This window comes from Rhizobium sp. SG_E_25_P2, assembly GCF_029892285.1.
Lineage (GTDB): Bacteria > Pseudomonadota > Alphaproteobacteria > Rhizobiales > Rhizobiaceae > Rhizobium_E.
Genome location: NZ_JARXVM010000007.1, coordinates 87200 through 100152, shown reverse-complemented (window position 1 = coordinate 100152; position 12953 = coordinate 87200). Strand labels below are relative to the sequence as shown.

The 12953-nt window shown below is 61.9% G+C and carries 12 protein-coding genes; 4 read left to right on the top strand and 8 right to left on the bottom strand.

Annotation, left to right across the window (positions count from 1 at the left end):
• Window positions 1-21 precede the first annotated feature (21 nt).
• Window positions 22-1980, top strand: a complete 1959-nt coding sequence (locus M2360_RS11815; RefSeq protein WP_280775333.1) for an EAL domain-containing protein — start codon at window positions 22-24, stop codon at window positions 1978-1980.
• Window positions 1981-2179: 199 nt separating this feature from the next.
• Here the strand turns inward: M2360_RS11815 and M2360_RS11810 are convergent, their stop codons facing one another.
• From M2360_RS11810 to M2360_RS11800, 3 genes are all read right to left on the bottom strand, one after another.
• On the bottom strand, window positions 2180-3028 hold the full coding sequence (locus M2360_RS11810; RefSeq protein ID WP_280775332.1) for a hypothetical protein: 849 nt from the start codon (window positions 3026-3028) through the stop codon (window positions 2180-2182).
• 65 nt (window positions 3029-3093) lie between these two features.
• Window positions 3094-4029, bottom strand: coding sequence for a ribose-phosphate pyrophosphokinase (locus M2360_RS11805; protein ID WP_280775331.1), 936 nt, complete (start codon window positions 4027-4029; stop codon window positions 3094-3096).
• Window positions 4030-4194: 165 nt separating this feature from the next.
• A complete protein-coding gene (locus M2360_RS11800) occupies window positions 4195-5931 on the bottom strand; it encodes a DUF4189 domain-containing protein (protein ID WP_280775330.1) in 1737 nt (578 codons plus the stop codon).
• Between the two features lie 143 nt (window positions 5932-6074).
• Between M2360_RS11800 and M2360_RS11795 the strand changes: the two genes are divergently transcribed.
• Complete coding sequence (locus tag M2360_RS11795) at window positions 6075-6530, top strand: Rrf2 family transcriptional regulator (RefSeq protein WP_280775329.1); 456 nt, start codon at window positions 6075-6077, stop codon at window positions 6528-6530.
• Window positions 6517-7404, top strand: a complete 888-nt coding sequence (locus tag M2360_RS11790) for an NAD(P)/FAD-dependent oxidoreductase (protein WP_280775328.1) — start codon at window positions 6517-6519, stop codon at window positions 7402-7404. The genes M2360_RS11795 and M2360_RS11790 overlap by 14 nt, the downstream gene beginning before the upstream one ends.
• Here M2360_RS11790 and M2360_RS11785 read toward each other — a convergent pair whose 3' ends face one another.
• The 5 genes from M2360_RS11785 to lgt all read right to left on the bottom strand — a co-directional run bounded on the left by M2360_RS11785 (window position 7405) and on the right by lgt (window position 12258).
• Window positions 7405-8181 (bottom strand): hypothetical protein, encoded by a 777-nt coding sequence (locus M2360_RS11785; RefSeq protein ID WP_280775327.1) that lies wholly within the window; start codon window positions 8179-8181, stop codon window positions 7405-7407.
• A gap of 71 nt (window positions 8182-8252) precedes the next feature.
• On the bottom strand, window positions 8253-9404 hold the full coding sequence (locus M2360_RS11780) for a Xaa-Pro peptidase family protein (RefSeq protein ID WP_280775326.1): 1152 nt from the start codon (window positions 9402-9404) through the stop codon (window positions 8253-8255).
• Window positions 9405-9406: 2 nt separating this feature from the next.
• Window positions 9407-10207: a peptidoglycan editing factor PgeF gene (gene pgeF, locus M2360_RS11775; protein WP_280775325.1), complete on the bottom strand. Its 801-nt coding sequence runs from the start codon at window positions 10205-10207 to the stop codon at window positions 9407-9409.
• A gap of 102 nt (window positions 10208-10309) precedes the next feature.
• Entirely contained in the window at window positions 10310-11407 is a 1098-nt protein-coding gene (locus M2360_RS11770) for a class I SAM-dependent methyltransferase (RefSeq protein ID WP_280775324.1), read from the bottom strand.
• A complete protein-coding gene (lgt, locus tag M2360_RS11765) occupies window positions 11404-12258 on the bottom strand; it encodes a prolipoprotein diacylglyceryl transferase (protein ID WP_280775323.1) in 855 nt (284 codons plus the stop codon). The genes M2360_RS11770 and lgt overlap by 4 nt, the downstream gene beginning before the upstream one ends.
• A 180-nt stretch (window positions 12259-12438) precedes the next feature.
• Between lgt and M2360_RS11760 the strand changes: the two genes are divergently transcribed.
• Window positions 12439-12699: an accessory factor UbiK family protein gene (locus tag M2360_RS11760; protein WP_280775322.1), complete on the top strand. Its 261-nt coding sequence runs from the start codon at window positions 12439-12441 to the stop codon at window positions 12697-12699.
• Window positions 12700-12953: the final 254 nt, after the last annotated feature.

Below are 12953 nucleotides of genomic sequence, written 5' to 3'. Positions count from 1 at the left end.
TGTGGACGAGTGGGGGAGCCGATGTTGCGGACCATAAGCCAATTTTTCTTCATCCCAGCGGATAAGCCTGAACTCGCGCTCGCCCAGTTTTCCGCCTTCCAGCGGCAAGTTCCGCTGATGTATCTGATGCTGGTGGCCAATACGGTCGCTCTCTCCCTCACTCATGCGGCGCTTGCGCCATGGCAATTGACGCTTTGCGCCCCGAGCGTCCTCTATCTCTTGTGCGGGTACCGGCTCGCCGGTTGGGTTGCAAGACGCAAGCAGACCATTACGGCGGAGGCGGCGATCGACCGTTTGCGCGGAACCTTGCGATTCACGGTCGTTCTTGGCGTCGGCTTCACGGCCTGGGCATTCTCCCTTTATGGTTATGGCGGCGATCTCGAGAAAGGGCATGTCGCTTTCTATATGGCCATCACCATTATTGGCTGTATTTTCTGCCTTATGCATCTGCGCGCGTCTGCGGTGTTGCTGGTGTTTATCGTGCTTGTCCCCTTTGTCCTGTTCTTTGCCTCGACCGGGGTGGCTGTCTTTCAAATGATCGCGATCAATGTGTTGCTGGTTTCGGCTGCGCTATTGTTCATCCTGCAGATTTATTACACCGACTTCGCCAATCTGATCGCGTCGCGCAAGGAAATCCAGGCGCAGCAACAGGAAGCGCAGAGGCTTTCCGAGGAAAACCTGCGTCTCGCCAATCTCGACAGTCTGACCGGGTTGTATAATCGTCGCTGGTTCGTCACCGCGCTTGAAAAACGGCTCGCGGCGGCAGGGGCGGCGTCAGAACGTCTCGTGATTGGCATGATCGATCTCGACGGGTTCAAGCCCGTCAATGATGCCTATGGGCATGGCGTCGGCGACAAAGTGCTGATCGAGGTCGCCCGCCGGCTGTCTCTGGCGGCAAAGCGAGAGGGTTTGGAAGTCGCTCGGTTGGGCGGCGATGAATTCGGTTTCATCCTGAAAAATCCAGTCTCCGATGATGCGGCGGTCCAGGCTGCGGCGCGTCTGATCGAGGATGTGAAGCAGCCGCTCGACCTGCCAGAAGTTTCCGTGCGCGTCGGTGGCTCGAGCGGCGTAACCATTTTTCCAGACCACTGCCATTCCGCTGAAGAGGCGTTCGAACACGCCGACTATGCGCTCTATCACGCCAAGCAGACGCGGCGTGGGGCGGTAATTCTGTTCACCCAGGCGCTCGCCACGGAAATTGCCTATCGCAGCCTGGTGGAGCAGGAGATCAAACGCGCCAATCTGGATATTGAGTTCCAGCTTGCATTCCAGCCGCTCTGGAGCGAAAGCAGCAACAAGACCTATGGCTTTGAGGTTCTCGCGCGTTGGGATTCCCCGGTGTTGGGTCCTGTCCGACCCGACGTTTTCATTCCCGTGGCTGAGCGCTGCGGCGTGATCGGCGCGCTCACGCTGTCGATTTTTACACGCGCGTTGAAAGCCGCCACAGCATGGCCCGATGACGTGCTCTTGTCGTTCAATCTGTCGATAAAGGATATCGAGGCTCCCCAGGTGCTGGAAGGCCTACTCGATATTTTGGATCGTAGCGGCTTTGATCCGCATCGTCTCGTATTCGAGTTGACGGAAACGGCCGTCATGCAGAAATTGCAAATCGCCACCGGCAATCTGCGTCGTATTCGGGATCTCGGCATCGGCGTGGCGCTTGATGATTTCGGCGTCGGGCAATCCAATCTCGGCCAGATCCATCGTCTGCCAGTGAGCGCGTTGAAGATCGACCGCAGCTTCATTGCCGATATCAGCGAGAGCCAAGTCAGCCAGAACATCATCCGCACGCTCAACGATCTCGCCCGCAACCTGGATTGCGCCTGTGTCATCGAAGGCGTGGAGACGCAAGAGCAGGCCTTGGCTCTGAAGGCGCTCGGCCTGAACCTGTTCCAGGGCTATTACTTCGGGCGCCCGATGAGTGAGGCGGCCGCAGCGGACCGTCTTCAATCAGAAAGCGCAGAATCCCACGCGGCTTGAGGAGTGGACTGCAAAATCAACGGGAAAGGCCAACAGAAGGAGAGGCCGCCGGAGATTTCGGAGATGGGGTGATCTCGTTTCCGGGCAAGTGGAACTCTCGGCGGCCTTAACTTCGGAGTCCTAAACGCGTCGGTTGCAACGGTCAAGAATTGGGCTGTTATCATTTTTGGGTGTATTTACGATCGGACGCCAACGGATGTCAGAGCCCGGCTTCGCAGGCTTCGTCAATCACCGCAAGTTTCACCGATTGCCCCAGGAGATAGTCGTCCAGGAACTTACGTCCGACCCAAAGCGGTGATTTCCCCGGTTGGGCGGTCCATCCCATTGCGCCGTTCTCTTCCGCTTCGCGAAGCTTTCTCGAAAGATGCGGCCGGGAAATGGCCAAGTGAGCGGCGAGTTCGGACGTAGGGATAAAGACGCATACCATACGTTCCGGCTGACCGGGATCTGGACCCCATTGCTGAGCCAGGATGTCCATGAGATGCGCGCCGGCGTCAAGCCAGTTCAGCAGCGAAAATTCGCGACCGATTGCGTGAAAGCCCCGCCGTTGAGCGAGCCCACGCGCAAGCGACGGCTGAATGCGCGACAGCGCGGTCGGGTCGGCCATGAAGCGCTGCACGCGGCCGTTCGGAGAAATCTGGTCGAGCGTGTCGAGATGCACCGTCAGCCAGAATTGGTAGATCTGCAAAACTGCGGGCATGGGCAGCAACGGTTTGCGCCGTCGGTCCTGATTGTTGGCGGCGGTAACGAGATAGCCGTAATTGATCAGTTCCTTGCAGAAGGCGTCGGCCGTATTGCGGCTGGCGATGCCAAGCTCCGCCATGGTTTCCGTGAAGGTGGTGATGTTGAGGCCGGGGGCAGACGGATCCCGCATCTGCTCGAAATAGAGAGCTAAGCCCATATGGCTCATCAGCCAGCGCTGCTGGTTGGTGAAGGCGCTCGACAGGCGCGCCTCCGCGTCCGATGCCTCGATCAGACGTCGAGACTGGATTTTGATCAGATCCGCGAAGCCCGAATGGCCGCGCATGAACTCATGAGTGAGCGCCACTTGATCTCCCGCTCCCCGCGGCAGCCCTGGCGACGGCTACGCGATAAAAACGTCGCCCCTGTTTCTCAGTCAAACAAGCTCGACACCGACTCCTCTAGCGCCGTGCGATTGATCGCTTCCCCCATCAGGGTCGCCGTCGAGAGAACACGAATATTGGCGGCTTGCAGCACCGCAGTGGTCGGCTGGATGGAATCGGTGATCACCAGTTCCTTGAGCTTGGACGCCACCACGCGATTGACCGCGCCCCCCGAGAGAACGCCGTGAGTGATGTAAGCGGTGACGCTGGTCGCGCCATGGTTCAGGAGCGCCTCGGCGGCGTTGCACAGCGTGCCGCCGGAATCGACGATGTCGTCGATCAGAAGACAGTCCTTGCCGGTCACGTCGCCGACCACATTCATCACTTCGGATTCGCCGGCGCGTTCGCGGCGCTTGTCGACGATGGCGAGATTGCGATCGGACAGGCGCTTGGCAAGCGAGCGGGCGCGGACCACGCCGCCGACGTCAGGCGACACCACGACGACGTTGTCGAGATCGTAGTTTGACTTCACGTCGCGGGCGAGAACCGGCACTGCGAAGAGATTGTCGGTGGGAATATCGAAAAAGCCCTGTATCTGGCCGGCATGCAGGTCAAGCGTCAGAACGCGATCCGCGCCGGCTTCGGTGATCAGGTTGGCGACAAGCTTGGCCGAGATGGGCGTGCGCGGACCGGATTTGCGATCCTGGCGGGCATAGCCGAAATAGGGCAGCACAGCGGTGATGCGCCGGGCTGAGGATCGACGGAAAGCGTCGATCATGATCAGCAGTTCCATCAGATTGTCATTGACGGGATAGGAGGTGGACTGGACGACGAAGATATCTTCGCCGCGCACATTCTCCTGAATCTCGACAAAAATTTCCTGGTCGGCAAATCTCCGGACACTTGCCTTGCCGAGTGGAACCTTCAGATAGGAACAGATCGACTCGGCCAGTTGCCGGTTGGAATTGCCCGAAAAAACCTTCATGACCTGCCGCCTGTTTTCATGCCGGATGCCGGCTTAATAACCGGCTTTGCCATGAATGCAAGGGGATTCCGCCGAATCCCCCCGCTGTTTTGCAACGCGGTAAATTGCCGCTTGTGGTTTGGCCATGATCGCCGCACGGGCTTGCGGTGTTCCACTCCGATGTGATCAGTCGGCGGAGGCCTGCGAGGAGGCGTCCGGCGAGCAGGCGGTGAAGCGTGTATCGCACAGCGCGCCGAGACCGCGGCAATGTTTGAGCGCGGTGCGGATCGCCGTACGTTTGTTTTCGTGCACGAAATAGGCGAAGTTGTCGCCGGCGGGCGCTTCGCCCTGGAACCGCGCCACGCTGAAACAGGCGTTGGAGAAGGTCAGGAGCGGCTCGCAGCGAAAGCGCGACTGGCTGGAGCATCGGCTCGCTGCCGCTTGTCTGGCCTGGCGCTCGCCTTGCTGGTTCTGCACGGAATAGATCACCCCCGCCTGATCGATCGAGGCCGCGCCCCAAATGCCGGTCGCGGCCGGAACCGGTGTTTCCTGAGTTTCAGCGACGCCTTCGCTCGCCTGGGGAGCCCTAAGCGAGGCAATCTGGTTTTCGAGCTTGTTCTTGTCAGCCTTCAGCGTCGTCATGCTGTCGTTGAGCGTGTTGAGCTGGGTCTGGAACAGGTCGCGTTCCTCGCGAAGCTCGGCAAGCTCCGTTTCGAGCTGTTTTTCTCGCGCCGAAGGGGAGGCCGACGGGGCAAGGCTTGCGTCGTCCTCGGCCGGTGCTGCGTTTCGGGCGGCATTGAGGTCCGCAGTCAGTTGCGTCACCTTGTCGGCGAGTTGTTGCCGCTCCAGCTTGGCGGACGCGCCGTCGGCGGCGACCTTCTGCAGCGCCTCGAGTTGCACGGTCAGCACGGAGATCTTCGCCTGGGCGTCGCGCAGCTGGTTGCTGCGTTCCAGAAGGGCTGCGTTCGCCTTCTCGATGTCTTCGTCCTGTATGGGAGCGTCACTGCCTGCCGCCGAGGCCTGCTCGGCTTTCGCCGCGTCCAACGCCTTCTGCGCCGCCGCCAGTTCCTCGCGCGCTGTATCGCGCTCCTTGACCGCTTGGTCGGCGCGGCTCTGGGCTTCGTCAATCTTGCCCTGGGCAATCACGGCGCTGTTGGCCCCCGCATTGCTGGCTTCCGCCCCGCCATTGCCCGCGAAGAGAGCGTAGCCGAGGCCTGTGCCGAGCAAAAGGAAGATTGAAGCGGCGATCGCTGTGGGCCGCCAGAGCGAGGGTTGATGGTCGTCCGGCCGGTCGCCCGCAAGTCGCGGACGCCCCTCGCTCGCGCGGTGGTTTTCGACTGTGGTGTCGACATCTCCGGTCGCCGGCTCCTCCGCCTCGATAGTGTCCGGTTTTGCTGAGGCCGTTTCGTCCCTGCCGGGTATGAGTGCATCGGTGGACGACACGGGGGCGACATCCGGGGTTGTCGCGGCGGATGCGACTTCGCCGCTGTCGCCTTTGTCAGGCTCCGCGTCTGGCTTGCTTTCGGCCGATGGGGCCAGAGGGACCAGCCCGATCGCAGCGAGGCCGTCGTCTCTGGCGTCGTCCTCGTCGTCGCCCGCATCCGTCACGGCCGGCGGCGCGTCCTTGCCGCCGGTCCAAATGATCGGCTGTACAAAAGCCGCTGCGGGCGCTTCGATTTCGAGCGCAGCGAAAGCGGGGATCTTGCGGGCGAGATCGGGCTCCAACGTCAAAATCGCCTGGCCGTCGATGATCTCGGCGTCGCCTGGCAGAAAGTTGGCGGTTTTGCTCCAGCCGCGTTTGGCCAGATATTTTCCCGATGCGACGTCGCGCAGCCGGAAACGGGTTTCGCCATCCGGCGGATCCTTGATGGTGATGGTCGCAACGCCGGTGTCGGCGTCCTGTTTGATGTCGATCTCCGCCACTGTCGGTCAACTCCTGGGGTGCAAAAGGGCCCTGTCTCACCCTGACTAGGGCGGCAGATGGGCAAGATTTGGACCGAAACGCAAACCGCCGATTTTTTTCCGGGAAACTTGAAATTCGAAATTCATGAAACATATAAAGTTACATGAAAAGAAATTCCCGTTTGTCCGGCGTGTTGCACGCCATCCTGCACATGGCCGAAGCTGCAGCGCCGCTGACGTCCGAACAGCTTGCCGCCCACATGGAGGCCAATCCTGTGGTGATCAGGCGCATCATGGCGGGTCTGCGTGAGGCAGGCTTCGTGACCTCGTCCAAGGGCCATGGCGGCGGCTGGGTTCTGGCCCGTCCACTGGCGGATATCAGTCTGCTGGATGTTTATGGGGCCATCGGGGCGCCGGCGCCATTCGCGCTCGGCAACCGCAACGACAGCCCGGGCTGTCTCGTCGAACAGGCGGTTAATAGCGCGCTGGACAGCGCCTTCCGCGAGGCGGAGGTCATTTTGATCCAGCGGCTCGGCGCCGTCACATTGGCTCAGTTGTTCGAGGACTTTCATCGCCGCTTTCAGGCGCGCAAGGAGGAATTGTCTCATGTCTCATTATGACGTCGCCGTGATCGGCGGCAGTTACGCCGGCCTGGCGGCCAGCCTGCAACTCGCCCGCGCCCGTCGCAAGGTGCTGATCATCGACGCCGGTCTGCGGCGCAACCGTTTCGCCGCGACGTCGCATGGCTTTCTCGGTCAGGACGGTCGATCGCCGGGTGAAATCGTCGAGCAGGCGCGGGCGCAGGTGCTCGCCTATCCGACCGTGACCATCCACCATGGCCGGGCGGAGAGCGCGCGCGGCGAAAAGAATGATTTTTCGATATGGCTCGATGATGGGACCGCTGTTCAGGCGCGCCGACTGGTGCTCGCCACCGGTGTGAGCGACATCCTGCCCGAGATCCCCGGCCTTGCCGAGCGATGGGGGCGGCATGTGTTTCACTGCCCTTATTGCCATGGCTATGAGCTCAATGGCGGCAGAATCGCGGTGATCGCCGTTGGCGAGGTGTCTATGCATCACGCACTGATGCTGCCGGATTGGGGCGACACCACGCTGTTCACCAATGGACGTTTCACGCCCGACCGACAGCAGACCGAAGCTTTGGCGGCGCGGGGAACCCATGTGGAAAGCACGTCGATTTCGGCGCTGGAAGGCGAGGCGGAGATCGTGCTGGCCGACGGGCGGCGCCTGGCTTTCGCCGGCGTCTTCACCGCGCCCACCACCGTCCCATCCTCACCTCTCGCCGAACAACTCGGCTGCGCCTTCAAGGACGGGCCTCTCGGTCGCTATGTCGATGTGTCACCCATGATGGAAAGCAGCGTCAACGGCGTGTTTGCCTGCGGAGATCTCGCCCGCATGGCGGGATCCGTGTCGATCGCGGTGGGCGACGGCGCCATGGCGGGCGTGTCGACGCATCGGTCCCTGATGTTCGAGTGATCAGCCCTGGCTTTCGCGCCATTTCATATAGGAAGCGATGGTGGCCGAGCCGATCGACTGCATCACCTCAGGCGGCACCGAACTCCAGGCGTCATTGCCCTTGGCGGGCACGACTTCCTGTCCCTGGATGCGGTGCAGGCGCGCGCCGGCATTGTCGAGCACGTCCCAGACATAGATGACCGTGACTTTCTGACCATCGGCGAAGGCGGAAAGATAGCCCTTGAGCACATGTTCGGCGCTTTGGTCGTTCGATCCTTTGATCGTCAATCCGTTGCCGCGCGCCGATGTCCCGAGCTCGCGCGACAGCGGCGTCACCGCGGCGATCGGCGCGCCGATGATCGGCATGAAGCGGATCGCGCCTTTGACCGGCTGGTTGGAATAGATGCTTGGCGTGGCGGGCGCTGCGCCGTCGGTGCGGTAGAGATTGGCGCCCAGGCTGCCATTGTTGGCGCGAGGCGCGACGGGCGGCGTGGCGGCGGGCTCGGTCGCGGCGGGAGCGGCCTGGCCGGCCTGCAGCGCTTGCGCCTGAGCTTCGAGCGTGTTTTGCGGCGGCATAGGATCATCGCCGCCATCGATGGGCGGCAGGCCCGGTTGCGGTTGGGCGGCCGTCTGACGCGTGGCTGGAGCGTCGGAAGCGGGATCGACGGGAACCGACTGTTCGCTTGCGGCCGGCGCGTTGGGTATATCGGCCTTGGGCGTCAGCGCATCGGTCGAATTGCAGCTTGAGACCGCAAGCAGCGCCGAGCCGAGGATCGCCAGACATCCATATCGCCGCATTGCCGTCTCCCGCTCGCCACCTGTTGCAAGTTTATGACGGCGAGCGCGGCACTCTGTCAATTCCGCAATCTTCACACGGACAGCATGTCGAGGCTGAGCCGGCTCAGGCACTTGGCCGGTCCGGACGTGGTGAGATAGGTCTGACCCAGCGTCATGGCGACGCCAGTTTCCGAATCCATGATGATCATATGCACAAACAGCGTCATGCCCGGCAGGATCGGTTCGGGATTGCCGATATGGAACATCTGATGCTCCATCCAGGAGGGCGAGAAGCGCGCGCCCAGCGAATAGCCGCAGGCGTTGAGCCTGTGACGGGCGAGACCGCGCTCGTCCATGATCCGGGCATGGGTGTCGAAAACGTCGCCGAAGGTGGAGCCGGGCGCGAGAACCTGTTCGATCGCCTCGATCGTGTCGCGGGCGGCGGCGTAGAGTTCCTTCTGCCGGTCGGTGGGCTTGCCGATCACGATCGTGCGCATCATGGCGGCGTGATAATGGGCATAGGCGCCGGCCCATTCGAGCGTCAGCTGGTCGACCGGATCGAGAATGCGCCGACCGGCCTTGTAGCGGCAGAGCAGCGCGTCCGGTCCTGAGCCGATGATGAATTCGTTGGCGGGGTAATCGCCGCCTCCGGCGAAGATTGCGCCCTGCATGGCGGCGAGAATGTCGCCTTCATTCGCGCCAGGCTTGATCAGCGGCAGCGCGGCTTCGAGCGCGTCGTCGGCGAGCGCGGCGGCGCGGGTTGCATAACTGATCTCGGCCTGCGACTTCACCAATCTCAGGCGGCTGACGATATAGGAGGCGTCGGCGATCGTGCCGAAAGAGGTGAGCTGGTTATCGAGCAGCCGGGCGTTCTTGCCCGTCAGGCCATGCGTGTCGTATTCCACCCCGATGCGGGCTCCGAGCAGGTCGAGCTCCATCAGCAGATTCTTGAGATCCGCAGCCGGATCGGCATTGGCGCGGTCGATCCAGATGCGGATATCCTCGATGGTCGAGGTGAGCTTGGCCTGGCGCAGATCGGCCGAACGCGTCATCAGCACCATCTGGCCGTCGGCCTTCACCACCAGCGTCTGGAAAAAACAGTAGCCGAATGTGTCGTAGCCGGTCAGCCAATACATGCTTTCCTGTGCGAAGAGCAGCATGGCGTCCAGCCGCTCCTCCTTCATGCGCGCCTTCAGGAGTTCGAGACGCGCGGCGAATTCGTCGCGTGAGAAATGCAGCGCCATGACTAGTTCTCCGTGATCATGATGGCCGAGATCTGCCGGCCGTAATCGTCTTGCCTGCGATGCGTCGTGCGGCGATAGGAGAAGAAGTGCTCCTCATCGACATAGGTGCAACGGTCGATATTTTCGGCTTCCACGCCTGCCGCCCTCAATCGCTCGACGGTCAGGGCAGGCAGGTCGAACATGCTGTGATCGGGTTTTTCGGACGGAATGAAAAAGCGCGACCACGCGGGATTCAAATCGACGAAGCGGGCGACGAATTCCGGGCCGACCTCATAGCTGGCCTGCGAGATCGACGGGCCGAGACTGGCGAGGATCCGCTCACGCTGGGCCCCCAACTTGATCATCGCCTCGATCGTGGCTTCAAGTACGCCGCCCAGCGCGCCTTTCCAGCCGGCATGCGCCGCGCCGATGACGCGGGCGAGGGGATCGACGAAGAGAACGGGACCGCAATCGGCGGTGAGCACGCCCAGCACGATCCCCGGCGTCGCCGTGACCTGGCCGTCGGCCTGCGGGCGCTCGCCTTTATTTGACGCGTCTACGGTCACGACGTCGGCGGAATGGATCTGGAAGAGCGTGGCGAGATCATCTACGGAACGGCCGAACCAGCCGGCCACCCGGGCGCGATTTTCTTGGATTGCTGCAGGCGCATCCTTCGAGCCCAAGCCGACATTGAGGCTGGCGTAAAGACCTTCGGAGACGCCGCCCTTGCGGGTGAAGAAGCCGTGTTCGATCCCGCTTGTTGCGGCTGCTGACAGGAGCGCGCTGCGGATGGGCTCGACGCCTTGCATGTCTGGGTGGGTCATCGGGAAGGGCAGCCTTGTCAAACTCTGTCGATCGGATGGGCGGCGTAACGCGGCGCAGTCACCATGAGGCTGGCGGATGTTTGCAGCCTCGCGGGAGCCAAGTCAACTCTTGAACGGCGGAAGATCCACCGCCGGGCTGGTCACTGCCAGCGCTTTGAACAAGTCGCCCATGTCGCCTTCGCCATCGCCCGCAAGACGCCGCACCGCCGCCACGATCTCTTCCTGCCGGCTCGCATTCTTGCCTGCGCCGAGCGCGCCAGCGCGGTCGGCGAGCCCCAGCCCAAGCAGGAAATCACCCTGGCTCACCAGCCCCGCGACATGAACGGCGCAATGCCGCGCCACATCGGCGAGAGCGGAAAAATCGACATGGCTTGTCAGGTCCGCTTCGCCCGGATGGGCCAGCGGTGGATCATATTCATGGCGATAGATTGCCTGCAGCGTATCGCCGAAACCCTGTTGGACATGGCCATAATCGATGATCAGGCCGACGCCGCCGGTCTGGAACAGCCGTTCCGAGATGGCCTGCATGATGGCGGCGCGCGCCGGAGCCAGTTCGGCGACGACGCCTATCGGCGCTTCGCGGTGATCGGGAGGCAGGAGGATCGGATCGACGCCCGCCACGCCGATGGCGAAGGTCAATTGGTCATCGGCGTCAAGCCCGATCAGTCGTTCCCGAAACCCGTTCGGCGTCTTGACGAATTGGCGGATCGGCACGGCGTCGAAAAATTCATTGGCGACCAGCAGCAGGAAGCCGCCGGGAATCGCGTCGAAAGTTTCGCTCCATTCTGTCTTGCCGGCATGCTCGGCGAGCGTCTCGGCCTGGATATCGCGCAGCGTCGGGCTGGTTTCGATCATATGCACTGTCGCCGCGTGGTACAACTCCGGCTCGAGCCGCCGCACGGTGCGCAGGATATCCGCCATCATCGTGCCGCGTCCCGGTCCGATTTCGGCGATGCGCAATCCGGCAAGCGGTTTCAGATGCCGACGCCAGGCCTCGACGAAGAAGACGCCGATCATCTCGCCGAACAACTGGCTGATCTCCGGCGCAGTCACGAAATCGCCGCTGCGTCCGAAAGGGTCTCGGGTCTTGTAATAGCCGTATTCGGGATCGGCGAGGCACAATGCGAAATAGTCGGTGATGGAAATGGGGCCGTTGGCGCGAATGATCGCGCGGATCTTCTCCCGGAGCGGCGTCGTCATGCGTCGGCGAACTCCCGCTTGGCGGCGCTCTTGGCGCGCGCCATCGCCCAGAGGCCGAGAAGAAGCATCGGCAAAGACAGCAGCATGCCCATGGTCAGCCAGCCGCCAGCGAGATAGCCGAGCTGCGCGTCCGGCTCGCGGACGAACTCGACAGAGATGCGCGACAGGGCGTACAGGCAGACAAACGCGCCGGCGGTGAAGCCCGGTGTCTTCAAGCTGCCGCGCAGGAAGACGAGCGCGGCGAGGATCAGGCCGGTGACAATGCCCTCGAGGCCCGCTTCATAGAGCTGGCTTGGGTGGCGCGCGAAAGGCTCCTGTCCTGGAAAGACCACCGCCCAGGGCAGGCTGGAAATCTTGCCCCACAATTCGCCATTGATGAAATTGGCGATGCGGCCCATGAACAGGCCTGTCACGCAGACGGCGGCCACCACGTCAAACAGCGACCAGACGCGGATGCCGCGCCGCCATGCGAAGAGGATCATGGCAATGGTTGTGCCGGTGATGCCGCCATGGAAGGACATGCCGCCATTCCAGATCTGGATCGCCCGCAGCGGTTCGGCCAGCACCGAATTGAAATCGTAGAACAGAACATAACCCAGCCTGCCGCCGACAACGATGCCGATTGCCGCCCAGAACACGAAATCATCGATGTCGGCCAGTGTCATGGCCGGTTTGTCATTGCGCCAAAGGCGCGGGGTGGAGACAATCTTGCGCGCATAGGCCCAGCCGAGCAGGATACCGACGACATAGGATATTCCGTACCATTTGACGGAGATCGGCCCTAGCGACAGGGCGACGGGATCGATGTCGGGGAAGGGCAGGATGGCGAGATTGTACAGCGCCTCGGTCAATGGCTCGCTCCATGCAAGTCTTGTTCTCGGGATGGCCGGCTTATAGCATGGATGCTCCGATAGGACAGAGGCGGCGCGCCCAAGGCGGGATTTTTTGCCGCGCGACCCGAAATTCCTTGCATCGCAAGGGGGCATTGCCTACCTCCGGTCTATGCATTCATTCCGTTTTCGGAGGCTTATATGACCACGGGACCCAACCGCATTCTCGACGATTTCGCCAAGCTGATGACCGACGCGGCCGGCGCGGTCCAGGGCGTCGGCAAGGAAGTCGAAACCGCGTTCAAGGCGCAGGCCGAGCGCTGGCTGAACAGCATGGACCTCGTCAAGCGCGAGGAATTCGAGGCGGTGCGCGAGATGGCGGTCAAGGCGCGCGAGGAGAATGACGCGCTCGCCGCCCGCATCGCGGCGCTCGAAGCCAAGCTGGGCGCGGCCGGCGAATAAATCCATGCGCTTATACGGTTTATGACCGGTTAATTGGCGGGCTTGACTTTTCCACAGCCCGCCATTTTTGTTTTACGCAGTTTTTTTAGAGCCTGTGGAAAGGGGCGAAAAATCCTTTTCCGTGAGTCAGTTAAGTTTGGCTCTTGAATCTGAATATCATTCTTTTCTAACCCGGCTTGGCCCAAATTCGATGATGCGGGGCTGGAAACGCGAATCCGGCGCTATAGACTGATTTTACAAGATGATTCGAAGCG

What these genes read in the sequence shown, in the direction of transcription:
- M2360_RS11790 (WP_280775328.1), top strand. Translation starts at nt 6,517, where the DNA reads ATGTCTCATTATGACGTCGCCGTGATCGGCGGCAGTTACGCCGGCCTG.
- M2360_RS11805 (WP_280775331.1), bottom strand. Translation starts at nt 4,029, where the DNA reads ATGAAGGTTTTTTCGGGCAATTCCAACCGGCAACTGGCCGAGTCGATC.
- M2360_RS11770 (WP_280775324.1), bottom strand. Translation starts at nt 11,407, where the DNA reads ATGACGACGCCGCTCCGGGAGAAGATCCGCGCGATCATTCGCGCCAAC.
- M2360_RS11795 (WP_280775329.1), top strand. Translation starts at nt 6,075, where the DNA reads ATGAAAAGAAATTCCCGTTTGTCCGGCGTGTTGCACGCCATCCTGCAC.
- M2360_RS11785 (WP_280775327.1), bottom strand. Translation starts at nt 8,181, where the DNA reads ATGCGGCGATATGGATGTCTGGCGATCCTCGGCTCGGCGCTGCTTGCG.
- pgeF (WP_280775325.1), bottom strand. Translation starts at nt 10,207, where the DNA reads ATGACCCACCCAGACATGCAAGGCGTCGAGCCCATCCGCAGCGCGCTC.
- M2360_RS11760 (WP_280775322.1), top strand. Translation starts at nt 12,439, where the DNA reads ATGACCACGGGACCCAACCGCATTCTCGACGATTTCGCCAAGCTGATG.
- M2360_RS11815 (WP_280775333.1), top strand. Translation starts at nt 22, where the DNA reads ATGTTGCGGACCATAAGCCAATTTTTCTTCATCCCAGCGGATAAGCCT.
- M2360_RS11780 (WP_280775326.1), bottom strand. Translation starts at nt 9,404, where the DNA reads ATGGCGCTGCATTTCTCACGCGACGAATTCGCCGCGCGTCTCGAACTC.